Below are 19,986 nucleotides of genomic sequence, written 5' to 3'. Positions count from 1 at the left end.
GTCAGTCTCTCCCTGTCGGTACGTCGAACTGGTCGGCCCGGCCGCGGGCCCGGGCCCGGACGGCGGCCCGTCGGCGGCCGGCGCGCGCGGCGGCTTCGTCGACGGGGGTGGCGGGCCCGTTGCGGCGGGGGGCGTGCGGCGCCCCGTCCGCCGTGTCGGTCGTGTCGGTGCGCAGGCCTGCGACGAATTCGGCGATCGTGGGCCTGGCGAAGATGTCCACGAGCCTCACCTCGCGGCCGAGGCGGTGGCCGAGGTCCAGCTGGAGCCGGGCCGCCAGCAGTGAGTTGCCGCCCGCTTCGAAGAAGTTCGTGTGGCGGCCGACGGGCCGGCCGGTGCCCAGCACCCGCCGCCACGCCTCGGCGACGAGTTGCTCGGGGCCTTCGCGTGGTGGTACCGCGGTGTCCGGGCCGTCCGTGCGCGGGGCGGGGAGCCGGGCGCGGTCCCGCTTGTTGGTGCGGGTGCGGGGCAGCGCGTCCAGCAGCACCACGCTCTCGGGCACGACCGGGGCGGGCAGCCGTTCGGCCAGGTGGGCGCGGAGGTCGTCCCCGGTGACGGCGCCGTCCACGACCGCGTATCCGAGAAGCCGCGGCGCGGCGGGCGTGCCGTGCAGGGCCGCGGCGGCCTCGCGGACCGACGGGTGGGCCTGCAGGAGTGCCTCGATCTCCTCCAGTTCGACGCGGTTGCCGTGGATCTTCACCAGGCTGCCGGTGCGGCCGGTGAAGGCGAGTTCGCCGTCGGGCAGGAACCGGCCGAGGTCCCCGGTGCGGTACAGCGTGCCGCCGGGCCGCCACGGGTCGGGCACGTAGGCCTTGGCGCTCTCGTCGGGCCGGCGGTGGTAGGCACCGGCGAGGAAGTCGCTGCGCAGGTGGATCTCGCCCACCACCCCGACCGGGCAGGGCCGCCCGCGGTGGTCGAGCACGAGGGCCTCCCGGCCGTCGATGGGCCGGCCGATGGGCACGGAGGGCGTGAACGCCTCCCCCGGCGCCAGTTCGCGGTGGGTGGCGAGGACGCACTCGGTGGGCCCGTAGAGGTTGTGCAGCCGGGGCCGGACGGTGCGGCCGGCCCAGGCCGCGGCGAGCGAGGGCGGCAGTACCTCGCCCGCGAGCAGGACGTGTTCGAGGTGGGGCAGTGCGGCCCCGTCCCGGTCCAGTGCCTCGGTGAGCACGGCGAAGAAGCCGGGCACGGTCTGGATCTGGGTGATCCGCTCGGCTGTGAGCCAGGCGGCCATGGCCACGGGATCCCGGCGGATCCCGTCCGGCGGTACGCACAGGGTGGCGCCGTGGCAGAGGGCCGCGAACACCTCGGTGTAGGCGGCGTCGTAGGTGAACGGCGCCCACTGGGCGATACGGCTGCGGTGCCCGATGGCGAAGCGTTCTCCCTGCCAGTCGGCGAACTGCGTGAGCGCCGCGTGCGGCAGCGCGATGCCCTTGGGCGTTCCGGTGGATCCGGAGGTGTACACCAGGCAGAGGGCGTCGTCCCCGGTGACCGGTGCGGAGGGCACCGGCGGCCGCACACCGGTGTCCGGCTCGTCGGGCAGGAGCGGCTCGACGGGCACACCGGCGAACCGGCCAGTCTGCCGGTCCCACAGCTCGGGCAGGCCGGACAGACACCGCTCGTCGGCCAGCACGCACAGGGGTTCGGCGTCCGCGAGCACGGCCCGCAGCCGCAGTTCGGGGCTCTCCCGGTCGAGGACGGCGAAGGCGGCTCCCGTCTTGGCCACGGCGAGGACCGCAGCGGTCTGCGCCGTGCCGGTGGGCAGCAGGACCGAGACGAAACGGCCCGGTGCCGCGCCGAGGCCGAGCAGCCGCGCGGCGATCCGGTCGCTCCAGGCGTCGAGGGCCGCGTAGGTGACGCTCTGTCCGTCGTGGCGGACGGCGACCGCGTCGGGCCGCGCCGCCGCCTGTGCGCGGAACAGTTCGTGGACGGGCGTGGCGTACGCCGCGCGGGCAGCGCCGGCGGGGCGGGCGGGCCGCGGTGACGGTGTCTGCGTCCCGGCCGGGTCGAGCGGGGCGAGCGCGGCCCCGGCATCGGGGGCGTCGAGCGCCGTGCGCAGCAGGGTCTCCAGGTGGCGTGCGAGACGGCCCGCCGACGTGCGGGTGAACCTTCCGGCGGCGTACTCCAGCACGCCCTCCATGCGGTCGGGGTGCTCCTCCAGGGCGAGGGTCAGGTCGTACTTGGCGGTGCGGGTCGGCACGGGCCGCAGCTCTCCGGTGGCCTCGCCGAGCCGGATCAGCCCCGGCAGGGCCTCCTGGAGCACGAGTGCGGCCTGGGCGAGGGCGGGCCTTCCGGGGTCGCGCGCCACGCCGAGGCCGTCCACGAGCCGGTCGAGCGGTACCAGCGGCCGGTCGAGGTCGGCGGCGAGTTGCCGTCCCGTCCGCCGGGCGAGCTCCGCGAACGACAGGTCCCCGGTGAGGTCGACGCGGACCGGCAGGCTGTTGACGAGGGAGCCGACCAGGCCGTCCAGCTCCGGCGCACCCCGGTTGGCGGCGGGCACGCCGACGATGACGTCGTCGGTGCCGGCGTAGCGCCCCAGCAGGGAGGCGTAGACGGTCAGCAGGACGGAGAAGGGGGTGACCCGCAGCCGGGCGGCGGTGGTACGCAGCCGGGCGGTGAGGTCAGGCGGCAGGACGACGGGCACGGTGTCCCCGGTGCCCGGCGGGCAGGGGCCGGCTTCGGGGTCGGCGGGCAGGTCGAGGACCCCGGGGTGGCCGTCGAGGCGGGTGCGCCAGTAGGCGAGCTGCGCGTCGCGGATCGCGACGGCGGCGGGGCCGGCCGCGGCGGCGGCGTGGCCGAGGAACTCCCGGGCGGGGGGAGGCAGGGCGGCTCCCGTTTTGGTGTGCAGGGCGTGGAGCGCCGCGAGTTCGCGGACCGCCACGGTGACCGACCAGCCGTCGACGGCGATGTGGTGTGCGGTGAACAGCAGGACGCAGATGCCGGGGGTGCGCAGGAGGGTGACCCGCAGCAGCGGTCCTTCGGCGAGGTCGAAGGGGCGTACGGCCTCGTCGGCGATGACGGAGTCCAGCCAGGCCCGGGCCGCGTCGGCGCCTTGTGCGCCGGTCTCTTCCGGCGCGTCGTGCACGGTGGGCCGGAGGGAGTCGGCGGGCAGGCGGACGAGGACGGGGCCCTCGTCGGCGAGGTGGCAGCGGGTGGCCAGCACGGGGTGGCGGGTGGCCAGTTCGCGCAGGGCCCGGGTGAGGGCGTCGGCGTCGACCGGACGGTCGAGACGGACGGCGGCGGCCAGGTTGTAGGCGGCGGACTCGGGCGCGAGGCGCTGGGTGAGCCACAGCTGCCGCTGCTGGTCGGTGAGGGGCACCGGGGCGTCCGGCGCCGGTGGCTGCGCCATGGCCGGGACCGGTTGCGGGGTGTCCGCCGGCTCCGTCCCGGGTCCGGCCGGCGGCCGGGTGGCCAGGCCGCGCGGGGTGGGGTCGGCGTAGAAGTCCGCGAGGGACGGTGCGTGGCCGAGCGCCGCACGGACGCGGGCCAGGAGCCGGGTGGCGGCGATGGAGTTGCCGCCCAAGAGGAAGAAGTCGTCGGTGACGCCCGGAGTGCCGGCGTCCGTGCCCAGCAGGCCGGCCCAGAGGGCGATGACGGATCGTTCGTCGTCGGTGGCGGGCGCGACCCGTTCGGCCGTGGCCGCCGTATCGGGCAGGGCGCGGGCCGCCGCGGTCAGGGCGGGGCGGTCGACCTTGCCGCTGGTGTTGAGCGGGAGCTCGTCGAGCGGGGCGACGACGGAGGGCACGACCGCGGGCGGGAGCAGGGTGCGCAGGTGGCGGCGGAGCTCCGGGCCGAGGGCGTTCGTGTCCCCGGTGGTGTCCTCGGGCACGACGAACGCGACCAGCCGGGGCGTCGCGGGACGCTCCCCGTCGACCACGACTGCGGCGGCCCGCACCTGCCGGTGGCGCGTCAGCAGGGCCTCGATCTCGCCGAGTTCGACGCGGTGTCCGAGGATCTTGACCTGCTGGTCGGCCCGGCCGAGAACGACGATCCGGCCGTCCGGCAGATGGCGTGCCAGGTCACCGGTCCGGTAGACCAGGGCGCCGTCGCCGCTCAGCGGGTCCGCGCCCACCGGGTCGGGGACGAACGCGACGGCGGTGAGGTCGGGCCGGTTCCAGTAGCCGGCGGTGACCCCCGCCCCGCCGATGACCAGTTCACCGGCGGCGCCGACGGGTACCGGCCGGCCGTGCCGGTCGAGGATGTGGCAGTAGGTGCGGGCCACGGGGCGCCCGACGGTGACCGGCTCCCCCGGCAGCACGCGCCCGGCCGTCGACCAGATGGTCGTCTCGGTGGGGCCGTACAGGTTCCACAGTTCGGCGCAGCGGTCCAGGAGCCGCTCGGCGAGCACGGGGTCGAGTGACTCGCCGCCGCTGAGCGCCCGCAGCGTGGCCCGGCCCGGCCAGCCTCCGTCGAGCAGGGCGCGCCACAGGGAGGGCGTGGCCTGCATGACGGTGGCACCTGACCGGTCCAGCAGGGCGCCGAGCGCGTCGGGGTCGCGGACCGTGGCGTGCGACGCGATCACGACCCGGGCCCCCGCGACGAGCGGGGCGAAGAGTTCGAGCACCGAGATGTCGAAGGTGAGGGAGGTGACGGCGACCAGGACGTCGTCCTCGCGCAGGCCCGGCTCGCGGACGATGCTGTGCAGCAGGTTGGCGACGCGATCGTGCGGTACCGCCACGCCCTTCGGCCGGCCGGTGGAGCCGGAGGTGTACATCAGGTAGGCGAGCGTGCCGGCGGCGGGGCCGTCCGGGAACGGGACGGGCGTCGCCGCCGCCGGGTCGTCGTCCCCATGGGGCACGGCCAGCAGTTCCGCCGCGTCCGCGCACGGCACGGCGGGGTCCGGCGCCGCGGAGACGTCCGGCCCGGTGACGACCAGCCGGGCCCCGCTGTCCTCCAGGACGTACCGCATGCGTTCGTCGGGCATGGTCTCGTCGAGCGGGACGAGGACGGCTCCGGCCCGCCACACTCCGACGACGAGCGGGACGAGTCCGGCGTCGCGCGGCACCAGCAGCGCGACCCGGTCGCCGGGGCGGACGCGGTGGCGGGCGGTCAGGCGCGCGGCGACGCGGTCGGCGGCGGCGTCCAGCTCCGCGCGGGTGAGGATCTCGTCGCCGTGGACGACCGCGGGCGCGTCCGCGGACCGGGCCGCCAAGGCGCGCAGGGCCTCGGGGACGGTGGACCAGTCGGGCCGTGTCCGGTCGGAGGCGTTGAACCCCGTCAGGACGAGCCGGGTCTGCGCGGCGGTCATCACGGGCAGCTCGGAGAGGCGCAGGCCGGGCTCTGCGACGGCTGCCTCCAGCAGACACAGCAGTCCTTCCGCGATGCCCTGGACGGTCCGGGGGGAGAGCAGCGCGGTGCGGTACTCCAGCTCGGCGTCGAGGTCTCCGGACGGCCTGGGCCGCAGGAACAGGGAGAGGTCGTACTTCGCGGTGCCGCTGTGCGCCGGGGCCGGCGTGGTCTCGACGCCCGGCAGGCGCAGGGTGGTGGTCGGTCCGCTGTGGAAGGCGTACATGAGCTGGAAGAGCGGGGACCGGCCTCCGCCCACCGGGGCGAGATCCTCGACGACCAGGTCGAACGGGGTGTCCCGGTGGGCGAGGTCGCTCTTGAGGTGCTGCCGGGTGCGGTGCAGGGCTTCGTCGAAGGCCGGGTCGCCGGAGAGATCCACGCGGTGGGCCACGATGTTGAGCAGCGGGCCGATCATGGCGCCCAGGGCGGGCCGGTTGCGGGTCGCGACGGGCATGCCTACGACGAGGTCGTCCTGGCCGGTGTAGCGGTGGGCGACGGCGCAGAACGCGGTGAGCACCGCGGCGGGCAGGGTCGCGAGCCGGGCCCGGGCCAGGGAGGCGAGCCGGGTGACGAGGTCGGCGGGGACGACGAAACGGTGGACGGCTCCGGCGACGGCGTCGCCGGGGCCGCCGGCGCCGGGTCCGTCGGTGGGCAGGCGGAGCACCGGGAGTTCCCCGCCCAGCCGCTCGCGCCAGTGGCCGAGGCCGTCCGCGGCGGCGGGGTCGCTGCGCTGCCAGGCGGCGTAGTCCCCGAAGTCGCGGCCGGGAGCCGCTCCTTCGACGGCCGGGCCGCCGGTCTCGGCGGCGTACCGGGCGGCGAGCTCCTCGAGGAAGACGCCGAACGCCCAGGCGTCGACGACGATGTGGTGGGCGACGAAGAGCAGCAGGTGCCGGTCCTCACCCAGCCGGTAGAGGCGGGTGCGCATCAGCGGCGGCCGGGCCAGGTCGAACGGTGCCGCCACGGCGCTCGCGACAAGTTCCGCGAGCCGTTCCTCGCGCCGTCGCTCGGGCAGGTGAGCGAGGTCGATCCGCTCGACGGTGGGCTGGACGCGGTCCGCGAAGTGCTGCCACGGCTCGCCGTCGGCGTCCGCGACGACGGCGCAGCGCATCGCGTCGTGGCGGGCGCCGAGTGCGGCCAGGGCCCGTTCGACGGCGTCGGCGTCCACGGGGCCGTCGAGGCGGAACGCCGCGGTCTCGTTGTGCAGGGCGCTGCCGGGGACGGCTTGTTCGGCGCGCCAGATCGAGCGCTGCGCGTAGGAGAGCGGGGCGCGGCCCCGTTCGGGCCTGGACGGTACGGCGGCGGGGCTCATCGGTTGCTCCTGCTCCGGGAGGTCACGGCGGCGGCGAGACCGGAGACGGTGGGGTCGTCGACGAAGGTCCGCAGGGGGACGTCCACGCCGAACAGCGAGCGCAGTCGGTCCAGCAGACGGGCGATGGTCAGGGAGTCGCCGCCGAGCAGCGTGAAGTCGTCGTGACGGCCGACGGCCGACAGGTGCAGCAACTCGCACCAGAGTCCGGCGATCCGGGCCTCCGTGTCGTTCCTGGGGCCGTCCTCGGTGGCGGCGGCCCGTACGGCCGACGGCATCGGCAGGGCCCTGCGGTCGGCCTTGCCGTTCAGGGTGCGGGGGATGGCGGCGAGCCGGACGTGGAGCGCGGGGCGGCAGCCGGGGACGAGGCCGCTCTCGGCGTGGGCGCGCAGTTCGCCGTCCGTCACGGAGTCGTCGGTGACGACGTAGGCGACGAGGACGGGGTCGGCGCCCGCTTCGGCGACGGCGGCGGCGCACACGTCGCGGACACCGGGGTGGCGGCGCAGCGTGTCCTCGATCTCGCCCAGTTCGACGCGTACGCCGTTGACCTTGACCTGCTGGTCTCGGCGGCCGAGGACCTCCAGGACACCGTCGGGCCGCAGCCGGCCGAGGTCGCCCGTGCGGTAGCCGTGGGTGCCGGTGAACCCGCCGGCCCGGCCGTCGAGATAGCCGCCGAGCGGGAAGGGGGTGCGGATCTCGATCTCGCCGATGGTGCCGGTGACGGGTGCGCCCGCGGCGAGGACCCGGATGTCCACGCCGGGCAGGGGGACGCCCGCGGGTACCGTCTCGGCCTCGGCGTCCTCGGCGCCGAGGCGCCGGAAGACCTTGGTCATGGTGGTCTCGGACGGTCCGTAGAGGTTGACCAGTGCCTTGTCGTCGCCGAACAGGGCGCGCCACCAGGCCACATCGGCGGATCGGACCGGCTCGCCGGCGAGCAGGACGGTCCTGAGCTCGGGCAGGGAGTCGGCGGTGAGGCCGGCGGCCCGCAGGGTGCGGAAGACGGTGGGCACGCAGTGCACCACTTCGACCCGCTGCTTCTCCAGCCACTCGGCGAAGGAGGCGGCGACGGGTACTGTGCCGGGTCCGGCGGCCTGGACGCTGCCGCCGCAGCGCAGCGGAACGAGCGCGTCGCGCAGGAACGCGTCGAAGCCGGGTGAGGTGAGCAGGGAGACCCGGGTGCCTTCGGTGATGCCGAACTCGGCGCTCTCCCAGTCGAGGAAGTGCTCGACGGCCTGGAGGCTGCCCTTGATGCCCTTGGGGCGTCCGGTGGTGCCCGAGGTGAAGTAGACGTACCCGGCGTCGGGTACGTCGAGTCCCCGCCAGTCGGCGGCGCGCCAGTCACCGGGCTCGACGGCGTCGGCCGCGACGACCCGGACGCCGGCGAGGAGGCCGAGGTGGGGGCTGAGGGCAGCGCCTCCGGCCCGGTCGGTGACGACGGCTGCCGGGCGCAGGTCCTCCAGGAGTGCGGCCCAGCGCGCCTCGGGCTGCCGGATGTCGACGGGGGCGAAGGTCCGGCCGGTGGCGGCGCAGGCCAGAATGGCCGCGATGACCGGGACGGGCTCGGCGCAGGCGATGAGGACCGGTCCCCGCCCGTCGTCCTCGGCGAGCCGGGCCCTCAGTCCGCAGGCGTAGCGGGCGAGTTCGTCGCGGCTCCACTCCCGGTCGGGGGTGGCGACGGCGGGCGCCTGCCCGTCGCGCTCGACATGGTCGGCCCAGCGGTCCAGGATCGTGGTGTGGCTCACAGCTCTCCGTTCTTGATCCGTTGGGCCACGACCGTCAGCGGGTCGATGGCGGGGAACTCGTCCGACCGGCCCGTGGCGGCGATGGCGCGGGTGACCAGGTGGAGTTCGGTGCAGGCGGCGACGAAGGACCGCACCCCGTAGCGGGGCAGGGTGTCGCGGAGGAAGCCGGCCGTGCGGAGCGGGTCGCCGCCGCGCTTGACGCGGTAGACCTCGCGGTGCAGCGCGTCCTGGTCGTCCGGCCTGAGCATGACGAGGTGGCGCGCCGCCCGGTCCGCGTACGGGCCGGAGGTGAGGATGCCCGCCTGTGCGGTGCCCTTGGTGCACAGCAGGAGGTGTGGCCGGGGTGTGCGCACGAGTTCCTCGTGGACGACGTCCACCAGCGACACGCAGCGCGTGAGGAGGTCGGGCGGCAGGTCACCGAGCACCTTGTGCGCCGTGACGCACGCGACGACGACCCGTTGCGCGCCCGCGGTCACCAGGCCGCGCACGGCGTTCTCGACGGCCCGGTACAGCGGTTCGAGGTCGCCCGTCCCGATGGCCTCGGTGCGGTCGACCACGGCGGGGTCGGACCACAGCAGCACCCGGGGCGTCTGCTGTTCGGGGCGTCCGTCACCGGTGTGGTAGACGGTGCGCAGCAGTTCGGTGGAGGCCAGGGGGCCCATGCCGCCGACGATTCCGACCAGGGGCAGTGACGGCTCCACGCCGTACGGCCGGGTCCCGGTGGCGCTCTGGCCGCCGGGCGCGGCGGGGTGGGTCATCCGAGACACGGCAGGCCGAACTCCTCGACGAAAAGGGCGAAAGTCGCGATGACCATCAGGTAGTCCGTGTCGAGGTGGGCGTGCACGTGGCTGCCCTGTTCCCGCTGGCGCCGGACGAGCGCCGCCACGGTGTCGGGGTGGAAGTACCCCTGCTTGCGCACCAGCGACGGTGAGAGCAGCTCCTCGAACCAGTCGGCGCCGCCGCCGAGCAGGTGACTGCTGGTCTGACCGCGGAAGCCGAACTTGCTGCGGGCCAGCACCTCGCCGGGCACGCGCCCCTCGGCGACCCGCCGCAGCACGGCCTTCTCCGCCCCGCCGGCCACCATCAGGGCCGGGTGCAGGGTGGTGGCGTGGTCCACGACGCGGCGGGCCAGGAACGGGAAGCGCAGTTCGACGGAGTTGGCGAGGGCCATCCGGTCACCGTGGTCACCGAGGAGGTGGTCGGCGAGGCGCAGGTGGAAGTCGAGATAGGAGCGCTGGTGCAGGGGGTGCCGGCCGCGCAGCCGCTCGGCGTCGACCAGGCGCTGGGAGGTGACGGTGAACTCGTCGAAGGAACCGGCGACGTCGTCGGAGTACAGGTCGCGGCGGAAATCCTGCGCGACGAGCTGGTCGGTCTCGTACCCGAGGTCGACGCCCCACATCCGGTGCCGGATCTCCCGTTCCAGTTCGGCGTCGAGGCCGCTGAGCCGGCCGGCCCCGAGTCCGGCGGCCTCGTAGCGGTACCCGGGGTAGCCGCCGAAGAGTTCGTCGGCGCCCTCCCCCGTGAGCACGGCGACGGTGCCGTCGGCGCGTACCGCACGGGACAGCATCAGCGAACAGACGTTGTACGACTCGCGGACGGGCGTCTCGGCGTGGCGCACCATGGCGGTCAGGCGCGCCGCGAGGTCGTCGTGCCGGATCGGCACCTCGTGGTGGCGGGTTCCCAGCTTGGCCGCGACCAGCCGCTGGTGGGGACTTTCGTCGAAGTCGTGGTCGGGGAAGACCGCGGAGTAGCTCGGCCAGGCGTGATCCGGCCGGGAGTCCGCCGCGAGCGCGGCGATGAGGCTGGAGTCGAGCCCGCCGCTGAGATAGAGGCCCACGGGAACGTCGGCGGCCAGCCGGGCGCGCACGGCGTCGTCCAGGAGCTGCGTCATCTGCCCCGCGGCGCGCCCGAGTTCGGCGTCGAGGTCGCCGTCGCGCACCGGTTCCAGGGCCTCGGCGATCGGGTAGTCCAGGTCCCAGTAGCGCTGCGTGGTCACCCCGGACGAGTCCGCGATCAGCCTCTCCCCCGGCCGCAGGGCCTTGATGCCCTCGAACATGGTGCGCGGGCTGACGAGCCCCGGGAGGCTGAGGATCTGGTCGAGGCCGCGGAGGTCGACGCGGGGGCTCACCGCCGGGTGGCGCAGGATGGCCTTGATCTCCGAGGCGAACAGGAGCAGTCCGTCCACGACCGTGTAGAAGAGAGGCACGATCCCCGCGTGGTCGCGGGCGAGAAGCAGGCGTCCGGCGGGGGCGTCGTGGAGGGCGAAGGCGAACTGGCCGTCGAGGTGGGCGGTGAGATCGGTGCCGTACTCGCGGTAGAGGTGGACGAGCACCTCGGTGTCGCACGCGGAACGGAAGCGGTGACCCGCGCCTGTCAGCTTCTCCCGCAGCCGCCGGTGGTTGAAGATCTCGCCGTTGCAGACGGAGACCAGGGTACGGTCCTCCGAGAAATGCGGCTGATTGCCTCGCTCCAGGTCGTTCAGAGCAAGTCTGCGAAAGCCCAGCGCAATACCATTACCGGTGTGGTATCCCTCGTCGTCCGGGCCCCGGTGAATTAGCTCGGATGTCATTCGAGAAATGACCTGGCTATCGATCCGATGCGCTCCACCGAGGGAGAAAGCACCCACTATTCCGCACACGTTTCAATATCCCCGTTTCACACCTGCACATCACCAGATGCAAGTTCGACGCTATCCCACGAAACAGAGCAGGGTCAATGAAAAGTTATCAGCAAGGCACCTGCGCAGCACTTTTGTCGGCCCGTCAGACCTGGCTGCCGGGCGAATTCCCGAATAGGGTCGATCCGCGGGCCGCGGGCCCGCACGGAAATCCTTGAGGACAGAAGGGCAGAATGCAGTGACACGGAACCGATGGACACCTTGGGACGACGCCCCCGGCACGGACGGCGGAGCGGAGACCGTCCGTGTCTACTGTCTCCCGCACGCCGGCGGCTCGGCCGGTTCGTACCTCGCCTGGTCGCGCTCCCAGGAGCCGCCGGCGGGGCTGACGTTCATACCCGTGGAGCTGCCCGGCCGGGGCACACGCCTGCGTGAACCCCTGCTCGCCTCCATGGACGAGGTCGTCGACGGCCTCCTCGCGGTGCTGGCCGAGCGCCCGGAACAGGAGAAGTTCCTGCTCCTGGGGCACAGCATGGGCGCCCAGATCGCCTACGAGACGACGCGTCGCCTGGCGGAGCGCGGCCGGCCGCTGCCCCGCGCCGTGGTGGTGTCCGGCTGCCGTCCGCCGGGCGCCCCCGTCGCCCTGCCCCTGCACGAGCGGAGCGACGACGAACTGCTGCGCGGGGTCGTCGAACTGGGAGGCACTCCCGCCGAGATCCTGGAGCACCGGGAACTCCTCGAGATGCTGCTGCCGGTGATGCGGGCCGACCTCGGGCTGCTGGCCCGGTACATGACGGACGTCAGGCCGACCGTACTGCCCTGCCCGATGGTGGCCCTGGGAGGAGCCGACGACCGGCTGGCGGGTCCGGAGTGGATCACCGGATGGCGGGCGGTGACGGCTGCCGGGTTCCGCCACCGGGTCCTCCCCGGTGACCACTTCTTCCTGCACACCCAGGCGGCCGAGGTCATGGCCGAGATCGCCGCCGTGGTGCGGGAGCACGCGGCGCCGACCGCGGGCTGAGCCGGTCACCGCCCGTCCGGACGCCTTCGGGGCGTCCGGACGGGCGGCGCCGGCACGGTGCGTACGCGCACTGGCGGCGTGCCGGGGGTCCGCCGCGGTCACCGGTCGTCCCGGCGCGCCAGTTCACCGGCGACGACCCCACCGATGAAGTCGATGTGCCCCGGCTCGACGAGCTGGAGATGCTGGGCGTCGACGGGGTGGTCCACGACCGGCCCCCGCACGTAGGGGCCCCACAGTTCGGCGGCCGTCGCCCGCCCCACCGTGCCGGCCCGTCGCGCCTCGGCCGTCGCGGTGAAGGTGAGCAGGTCTCCGTCGTACACCCGCGGCACCCAGCGGACCATGAGTTCGCCGTGGTAGCGGCAGGTGTCGATGAGGGCGTCCAGCGCCGCGGGGCCGGCGGGCGCCGAGGCCCCGAGCGCCGGGGCGAGCAGCGTCAGCAGCTCCTGCGGCCCGGGCGCCCGGCCGTCGTCCACCGCGGCGATCTCCTCCGGGGACGCGCCCACGGCGTCGAGCAGGGCCCGGACGATGTCGGCCTCGCTGACCGCGTCAGCGTGCGCCCGCCGGTCGTGCTCGCTGGGCGGCACGCTGTCCAGCATCGCCAGCAGTTCGACCCGCTCACCGCGCTCCCTGAGCTGGACCGCCATCTCGTGGATCAGCACACCGCCGAACGACCAGCCGAGGAGCCGGTACGGCCCCTTCGGCTGCACCGCCAGGATGCGGGACACGTACTCGGCGGCGAGTCCGCCCATCGTGGCGGGCCGTCGCCGCCCGCCCGCCGGGCCGGTGCCCTGGAGCGCGTAGACGGGCTGGTCAGGGCCCAGGGAGCGCAGCAGCCCCACGTAGCCGAAGCCGTCGCCGACGACCGGGTGGACGCAGAAGAGCGGCGGACGGGTGCCCTGGGCGCGCAGCGGCAGCACCGGCTCCCAGGGCGTCGTGCCGGTGGCGAGCCGGGCCTCCGCGCCGGGTTCCCGCGCGATCCGCAGCGCGAGCGCGCTCGGTGACGGGTTGTCGAAGAGGGTGTGGATCGGCAGTTCCACTTCGAGTTCGGTGCGGATGCGTTCGACGAGCCTGACCATCATGAGCGAGTGTCCGCCCAGCAGGAAGAAGTCGTCCTCAGGATCGACCTTCGGAAGGTCCAGGACCTCGGCGAACAAGGCGGTCAGGGCCGCTTCCAGGGGCGTGGCCGGCTCCCGCGGCGGCTGCTCGCCCCGGGCGGCCGGGGCGGCGGGCTCGGGGAGCGCGGCACGGTCCAGTTTGCCGTTGGGTGTGACCGGCAGGCTGTCGAGCGTGACGTAACCGGTGGGCACCATGTGCTCGGGAAGGCGGCTGCGCAGGTGCTCTCGGAGCTCCTCCGCGGTGGGCGCCGCCGTGTCGGCCACCGGCACCGCGTAGGCGACGATCCGGGGGGAGCCCTTGTCCTGCCGGATCATGACGATCCCCGCCGCGACGGCCGGGTGCTCCCCCAGCGCGGCCTCGATCTCGCCGAGTTCGATGCGGAACCCGCGAACCTTGACCTGGCCGTCGACCCGGCCCAGGTACTCCACGGCTCCGTCGGGACGCCAGCGGGCCAGGTCGCCCGTGCGGTACATCCGGGATCCGGGCTCGCCGTACGGGTTGGCCACGAACCGCTCGGCGGTGAGCGCGGGGCGCCCGAGGTAGCCGTCGGCCAGTTGCGCACCGTCCAGGTACAGCTCTCCGGCGACACCCGGCGGGACCGGCTGGAGTTCGCCGTCGAGGATGTGGACGCGTGTGTTCCACACCGGCCGCCCGATGGGGACGGGCCGGCCGTCGTCGTCCTCGGGGCGGCAGGTCCAGGCGGTCACCTCGATCGCCGCCTCGGTCGGACCGTACTGGTCCACCAGCCGCACGCCCGGCAGCACCTGGTGGAACCGGCGCGCGGTGGCCGTCGTGAGGGCCTCGCCGCCGACGATCACCAGACGCAGCGAGTCGCACCGGCCGGCGTCGGGGTGCTGGAGGAAGGCGTCCAGCATGGAGGGCACGAACTGCGCGACCGTGACTCGCTCCCGGCGGATCAGCTCGCACAGGTAGGCCGGGTCCCGGTGACCCTCCGGCCGCGCGACGACCAGGGTGGCGCCGGTTCCGAGCGGCCAGAAGATCTCCCACACCGACACGTCGAAGCTCGACGGCGTCTTGTGCAGCACCCGGTCGGCGGAGGTCAGCCGGTACTGCTGCTGGCCCCAGCGCAGCCGGTTGGACACGGCGCTGTGCGGGACCACCACGCCCTTGGGCCGGCCGGTGGAGCCCGAGGTGTAGATGACGTAGGCCGGGTCGGCCGGGTCCGGTCCCACCACGGCCCCGTGGCCTGTGTCCGCCGGGTCGTGCGGCGCAAGGAGGCGCACGCCCTCGGGCACACGGAGCTTCTCGGCCTCCTCCGGGGTGGCGATCACGGCGGTGGGGCGGGAGTCCTCCAGCATGAACGCCAGCCGGTCGGCCGGGTAGTCGGGGTCGAGGGGGACGTAGGCGGCGCCCGCGCGGTGCACCGCGCACACGGCCACGACCAGGTCGAGCGAGCGCGGCACGGCGACGGCGACCAGGGATCCCGGGCCGACGCCGCGCGCGGCGAGTCTCCCGGCCAGCGCCCCGACCAAGGCGTCGAGCTCGGCGAACGTCACCGTACGGCCCTGGTCGACGACCGCGGCGGCGTTCGGTGTCCGCGCCATCTGCTCGGCGACGGATGCGGCGAGCGTGGTGGGCTCCAGGTCCTGGCGGGTGTCGTTCCACTCGGCGAGGAGGCGCCGCTCGTCGTCGGAGAGGAGGTCGATCCGGCCGATGCGCCGGTCCGGGTCGTCCGCGACGGCGGTGAGCAGCCGCGTGAGCCGCTCGGCGACGGCCACGACGGTGGACTCGTCGAACAGGTCGGTGCGGTACTCGATGGTGCCGCTGAGCGGTCCCTCGGCGCCGTCGGCGGCGCGCTCGGCGGCCAGCGTCACCGTGAGGTCGAACTTCGCCGGCGCGAGCTGGACGGTGAGCCGCTCGGCGGTGACGCCCGGGATGTCCAGAACGGTGTCGACCCCGTGATCCACCACCAGGGCCACCTGGAACAGCGGATGGCGTCCGGGCTGCCGCTCCGGGCCGGCCAGGTCCACGAGCTGCTCGAAGGGCAGGTCCTGGTGGGCGTAGGCGGCGATGTCCGCGTCCCGCACCCGGTGCACCAGCTCCCGGAAGGTCGGGGCGCCCTCCGTGCCGGTGCGCAGGACCAGCGTGTTGACGAAGAAGCCGACCAACTGGTCGAGCCCTTCGTCGGTGCGGCCGGCCACCGGCGTACCCAGCGGGATGTCCGTCCCGGCGCCCAGCCGGGTGAGGAGGGCGGCCAGGGCGGCCTGGACGGTCATGAAGAGGCTGCCGCCGCTCTCACGGGCGAGCCCGGCGAGCGCACGGTGGACGCCGGCATCTACGCGCACGGGGACCGCGCGGCCCTCGTGCCCGGTCTCGGGCGTGCGGCGCCGGTCGACCGGGAGCGGCACCTCGTCGGGGAGGCCGTCGAGCGTCTTGCTCCAGTGGCCCCACTGCTCGGCCGCGAGGCTGCCCGGGGTACGGGCGTCCCCGAGGAGCTGGTTCTGCCACAGGGTGTAGTCGCCGTACTGGACCGGCAGCGGCGCCCAGCCGGGCTCGCGCCCTTCGGCGCGCGCCCGGTACGCCACGCTCAGATCGGCGGCGAGCGGGCCGAGGGACCAGCCGTCGCAGGCGATGTGATGGACGGTCAGGAGGAGGATGTGGCGGCCGGGCCCGAGCAGGTACAGCCGGGCGCGCAGGGGTGGACTGCTCGCCAGGTCGAACGGGGCGGAGGCCGCGGACCGCAACTCCGCCTCCAGGGCCTCGCCGTCGGCGCGAGCCGCGGCCAGGGGGACGATGTCCAACAGCGGCGGCAGCTCGTCGGGGTCGAGGACCCTCTGGTGGGGCACGCCCTCCCGGTCGGGGAACACGGTCCGCAGCGCCTCGTGCCTGACGACGACGTCGAGCAGGGCGCCGCTCAGCGCGCTGATGTCCAGCGGGCCGTCCAGCCGCAGGGGCAGCGGGATGTGGTAGGCGGCGCTTTCGGTCTCCAGGCGCTGGAGGAACCACAGCCGGCGCTGGGCGTACGAGAGCGGGATCTCCTCGGGGCGTTCGGCCGGCACCAGCGCGGGCCGCCGGCCGGTGGTGCCGAGCAGCCGGGCGAGGCCGGCCGGTGTGCGCGCCTCGAAGACCGCGCGGATGGGCAGTTCGGCCCCGGTGACCGTCCGGACACGGCTGACCAGGCGCATGGCGAGCAGAGAGTGGCCGCCCAGGCGGAAGAAGTCGTCGTCCGGGCCGACCTCCGACACCCTCAGCACGTCGGCGAAGATCTCGCAGAGGGCCGACTCGCGGGCGTCGGCGGGACGCCGGCCGGACGCGCCGGAGACGCGCAGGTCCGGTTCGGGCAGGGCCTGCTTGTCCAGTTTGCCGCTGCTGGTGAGCGGCAGCCGGTCGAGGTGGGCGAAGGCCGCGGGCAGCATGTACTCGGGCAGGTGCGCGGCCAGGTGGTCGCGGAGCGCGGCGGCGTCGGCCGGCGGTTCGGCGGCCGGGACGACGTAGGCCGCGAGGAACGGCTCGCCCGCGTCCTCGCCGCGGACGACGACGGCCGCCTGCGCGACGCCGGGGTGGCGGGTCAGCACGGCCTCGATCTCGCCGGGTTCGATGCGGAAGCCGCGGATCTTGACCTGCTCGTCGGCCCGGCCGAGGTACTCGACCTGGCCGTCACGGCGCAGCCGGGCGAGGTCGCCGGTGCGGTACATACGGGATCCGGGCGGTCCGTACGGGTCGGCGACGAACCGCTCGGCGGTGAGGGCGGGGGCGCCCAGGTAGCCGCGGGCGAGCTGGGGGCCTGCGAGGTAGAGCTCGCCGGGCACGGCGAGCGGCGCGGGGCGCAGCCGCTCGTCGAGGACGTAGGCGCGGGTGTTGTCGAGTGGGCGGCCGATGACCGGCGTGGCGCTGTCGCCGAGGTCGCAGGCGAGCGCGTCGACGGTGAACTCCGTGGGCCCGTAGTAGTTCTGGACCTGGGTGCCGGGGACGGCGGCGAGCCGGTTCCACAGCTCGGGTCCGACGGCTTCGCCGCCCAGCATGACGACGCGGGGGCGGTGGTGGTCGCCCTCGTCAAGCAGGCCGGCGGTCAGCAGCGCCTGCGCGTACGTCGGGGTGAGGTCGAGGAACTCGATGCGCTCGCGTCGTACGTAGGCGACCAGGGCCTCGGGGTCGAGGCGCACCTCGTCCGCGAGGAGGTGCAGGCAGTGCCCTTCCAGCAGCCAGAAGAAGGGTTCCCAGGCGGTGTCGAAGGTGAGGGAGGCGACCAGTGCGGTATGGACGCGCGGGCTGCCCTCCGGGACGTGCCGGCGGATCTGACGGACGCGATGGTGGTGCGCCAGGTGTGCGAGGGCGTCGTGTTCCACGACCACGCCCTTGGGCGTGCCGGTCGAGCCGGAGGTGTGGATGACGTAGGCGGGGTCGCGAGGGCCCGTGACACCGGCCCGGTCGGCGTCCGTGAGGTCGGTCGGGGGGTGCGCCGCGATGCGCTCCCGCTCCTGCGGCCCGTCGAGGGCGAGCACCGGCACGGCGTCGGACAGCCGGTCCGCGGTCTTCCCGGTCGTGAGCGCGCACACGGGCCGGGTGGCGGCGCTGATGGCGGCGAGCCGTTCGGCGGGGGTGTCGGCGGCGAGGGGAACGACGGCGGCGCCGGACTTGAGCACCGCGAGGACGGAGACGACCACGTCGGCTTCGCGGTCAAGGAGCAGGAGGACGTGGCGTTCGGGCGCGGCGCCGCGCAGGACCAGTTCCCGGGCGAGGCTGTTGGCGCGGGCGTTGAGCTCTGCGAAGGTGAGCCGGGTGCTGCCCGCGACCAGGGCCGGCGCGTCCGGGTCGGCGGCTGCCCGCTCCTCGAACGCCTGGTGGTAGCTCTGGGCGGGAACGGCGAGTTCGGGGCCGCGCCACAGGGTGCGGACCGCGTCCAGGTCGTCGCCCGTGAGCAGGTCGATGTCGCCGATGCGCTGGTCGGGATCGCGTATGACGCTTTCCAGCAGGAGCGTGAGCCGCCGCATCAGCGCCTCGGCTCCCTCGCGTTCGAACAGATCGCTGCTGTACTCGACGAAGCAGGTCAACCCGGCCGGGCCGCCGTCGGCGTCCTTGCGTTCCATGACGTTGAACGACAGGTCGAACTTGGCACCGCCCGGGTCCGCCTCGACGACCTCGCAGGCGACGCCGGGCAGGGAGAGGCTCGCTTCGGGAAGGTTCTGGAAGGCGAGCATGACCTGGAACAAGGGGTGCCAGGCGAGGGACCGCGGCGGGTTGAGCGCCGTGATCAGCCGTTCGATCGGCATGTCCTGGTGTGAGAAGCCCTGCAGGTCGGTCCGGCGCACCCGCTTGAGCAGCTCCCGGAACGTGGGGTCGCCCGAGGTGTCCATGCGCAGGACCAGCGGGTTGACGAAGTAGCCGACCACGTCGTCGTAGCGGGAGTCCCCGCGGCCCGCGGTGGGACTGGCGAGGGGGATGTCGGTACCGGCCCCGGACCGGGTCAGCACGGCCGCCAGCGCCGCCTGCACCACCATGAAGAGGCTGACGCGGCAGGTACGGGCGAGGGCCAGCAGGTCGCGGTGGAGGCCGGTGTCGAAGTCCCAGGGGAAGTAGTCGCCCTCGTGGGACATGACGGCGGGCCGTGGCCGGTCGGCGGGCAGGTCCAGGCATTCCGGCAGCCCGGCCAGCGCCTCTTTCCAGTAGGCGAGCTGGCGGCTGATGCCGCTGTCGGGGTCGTCGAGACTGCCGAGGCTCTCGTGCTGGTCGAGCGCGTAGGAGGTGAAGTCGGCGGACAGCGGCGTCCACTCGGGAGCGCGCCCCTCGGCACGGGCCACGTACGCCGCGCTCAGGTCGCGGCCCAGCGGGGCCATCGACCAGCCGTCGCCGGCGATGTGGTGCTGGACCATCAGCACCAGATGGTCCTCGGGGCCGAGGACGAACACCCGCAGTCGCAAGGGTGGTTCGGAGGCGAGGTCGAAGGTTTCGCGACAGGCGGCGGCGATGAGTCCGTCCAGGTCGTCCTCGGTGGCGTCGGCCACCGTGAGGGGGACCGTGAAGTCACCGGGGGCGAGAACCCGCTGATACGGCGTGCCGTCGCGGTCGGGGAAGACGGTGCGCAGCGCCGCGTGGCGCGCCATGACGTCGGCCAGGGCCGAGCGCAGGGCCTCGGTGTCGAGAAGGCCCCTCAGGCGCAGTGCCACCGGCATGTTGTAGGAGGCGTCGCCGTCCTGGAGACGGTCGTTGAACCACAGCGCGAGCTGCGCGTAGGACAGCGGGATCTCCCCCGGCACCCTGCTTTCACCGAGCACTTCTTCGTTCCTCCCCCGTGTCGCGGCCACCCCGGCGGGGGCCACGCCCACTCTTTGCCGATGCGTGAAGGCGCCGGGTTCCGTACGGTCCCGGTCTGTCGTCGGTGGATGTGCGGTGTGTGCGGCCGGGGCGCGATCGGCCCCGGCCGCCCTGCACCTCAGCGAGTCAGCGAGCGGTCCAGTGGTAGGTCACGTCCGGCTCGTTCTCCTCGTTGCGGCTGCCGTCGTTGAATTCGCCGGCGGTGAAGCCATGGCGCTCGTAGAAGGCGCGGGCCGCTTCGTTGCGCTGGAAGACGTGGAGCGAGAGCTCGTACGGGGACGCCTCCTTGACGGTGGCGAGGAGGGCCGAGCCGATGCCCTGCCGCCGTACCTCCGGCCGCAGGTAGAGGTGGTCGAGCATGGTGCCGTCGAGCGCGGCGAAGCCGACGATCTCGGGCTTCTCCCCGGTCTCGGCCACCCACACCGTGCTGCCGGGCAGGACGACGGCCTCGATGAAGGCCAGGGTCTGCTCGTCGCTGTACAGCCTGGGCAGATAGGGCATGGCCGCGGCCCGCGAAGCGAGGAAGACGTTCGTGATCGCGGCGGCGTCCGCCGCTTCCGCCTTGCGCAGCCGCGGCTCCTGCGGTGCCGTGGTGCCCTCGGCGCTGTTCGGGTTCGACGACATGGGGGGT

At 74.2% G+C, this 19,986-nt stretch carries 7 protein-coding genes; 1 reads left to right on the top strand and 6 read right to left on the bottom strand.

The features are described from left to right. Position 1: 1 nt before the first annotated feature. From ACH4RC_RS36645 to asnB, 4 genes are read right to left on the bottom strand one after another with little or no spacing between them, the layout of a single operon-like run. Positions 2-6,589 (bottom strand): amino acid adenylation domain-containing protein, encoded by a 6,588-nt coding sequence (locus tag ACH4RC_RS36645; RefSeq protein ID WP_398208546.1) that lies wholly within the window; start codon positions 6,587-6,589, stop codon positions 2-4. Next, positions 6,586-8,328: an AMP-binding protein gene (locus tag ACH4RC_RS36640; RefSeq protein WP_398208545.1), complete on the bottom strand. Its 1,743-nt coding sequence runs from the start codon at positions 8,326-8,328 to the stop codon at positions 6,586-6,588. Before ACH4RC_RS36640 ends, ACH4RC_RS36645 begins: the two co-directional genes overlap by 4 nt. After that, positions 8,325-9,086 (bottom strand): aspartate/glutamate racemase family protein, encoded by a 762-nt coding sequence (locus tag ACH4RC_RS36635; protein WP_398208579.1) that lies wholly within the window; start codon positions 9,084-9,086, stop codon positions 8,325-8,327. The genes ACH4RC_RS36640 and ACH4RC_RS36635 overlap by 4 nt, the downstream gene beginning before the upstream one ends. Next, the gene (gene asnB / locus ACH4RC_RS36630) at positions 9,083-10,954 is read right to left on the bottom strand and encodes an asparagine synthase (glutamine-hydrolyzing) (RefSeq protein WP_398208544.1); all 1,872 of its coding nucleotides are present in this window, start codon (positions 10,952-10,954) and stop codon (positions 9,083-9,085) included. The genes ACH4RC_RS36635 and asnB overlap by 4 nt, the downstream gene beginning before the upstream one ends. A 229-nt stretch (positions 10,955-11,183) precedes the next feature. Here asnB and ACH4RC_RS36625 point away from each other — a divergent pair, with 229 nt between their 5' ends. Continuing rightward, positions 11,184-11,966, top strand: a complete 783-nt coding sequence (locus ACH4RC_RS36625) for a thioesterase II family protein (RefSeq protein WP_398208542.1) — start codon at positions 11,184-11,186, stop codon at positions 11,964-11,966. Positions 11,967-12,064: 98 nt separating this feature from the next. Here ACH4RC_RS36625 and ACH4RC_RS36620 read toward each other — a convergent pair whose 3' ends face one another. Further along, positions 12,065-19,315 carry an amino acid adenylation domain-containing protein gene (locus ACH4RC_RS36620; RefSeq protein WP_398208540.1) on the bottom strand — a complete coding sequence of 2,417 codons (7,251 nt, stop codon included), beginning with the start codon at positions 19,313-19,315 and terminating at the stop codon, positions 12,065-12,067. 166 nt (positions 19,316-19,481) lie between these two features. Continuing rightward, complete coding sequence (locus tag ACH4RC_RS36615) at positions 19,482-19,979, bottom strand: GNAT family N-acetyltransferase (RefSeq protein WP_398208538.1); 498 nt, start codon at positions 19,977-19,979, stop codon at positions 19,482-19,484. Positions 19,980-19,986 lie beyond the last annotated feature (7 nt).

The sequence above is a fragment of the Streptomyces sp. NPDC016845 genome (assembly GCF_044332585.1).
In the GTDB taxonomy this organism is placed as follows: domain Bacteria; phylum Actinomycetota; class Actinomycetes; order Streptomycetales; family Streptomycetaceae; genus Streptomyces.
This window is presented reverse-complemented; position numbering and strand designations above follow the sequence as displayed.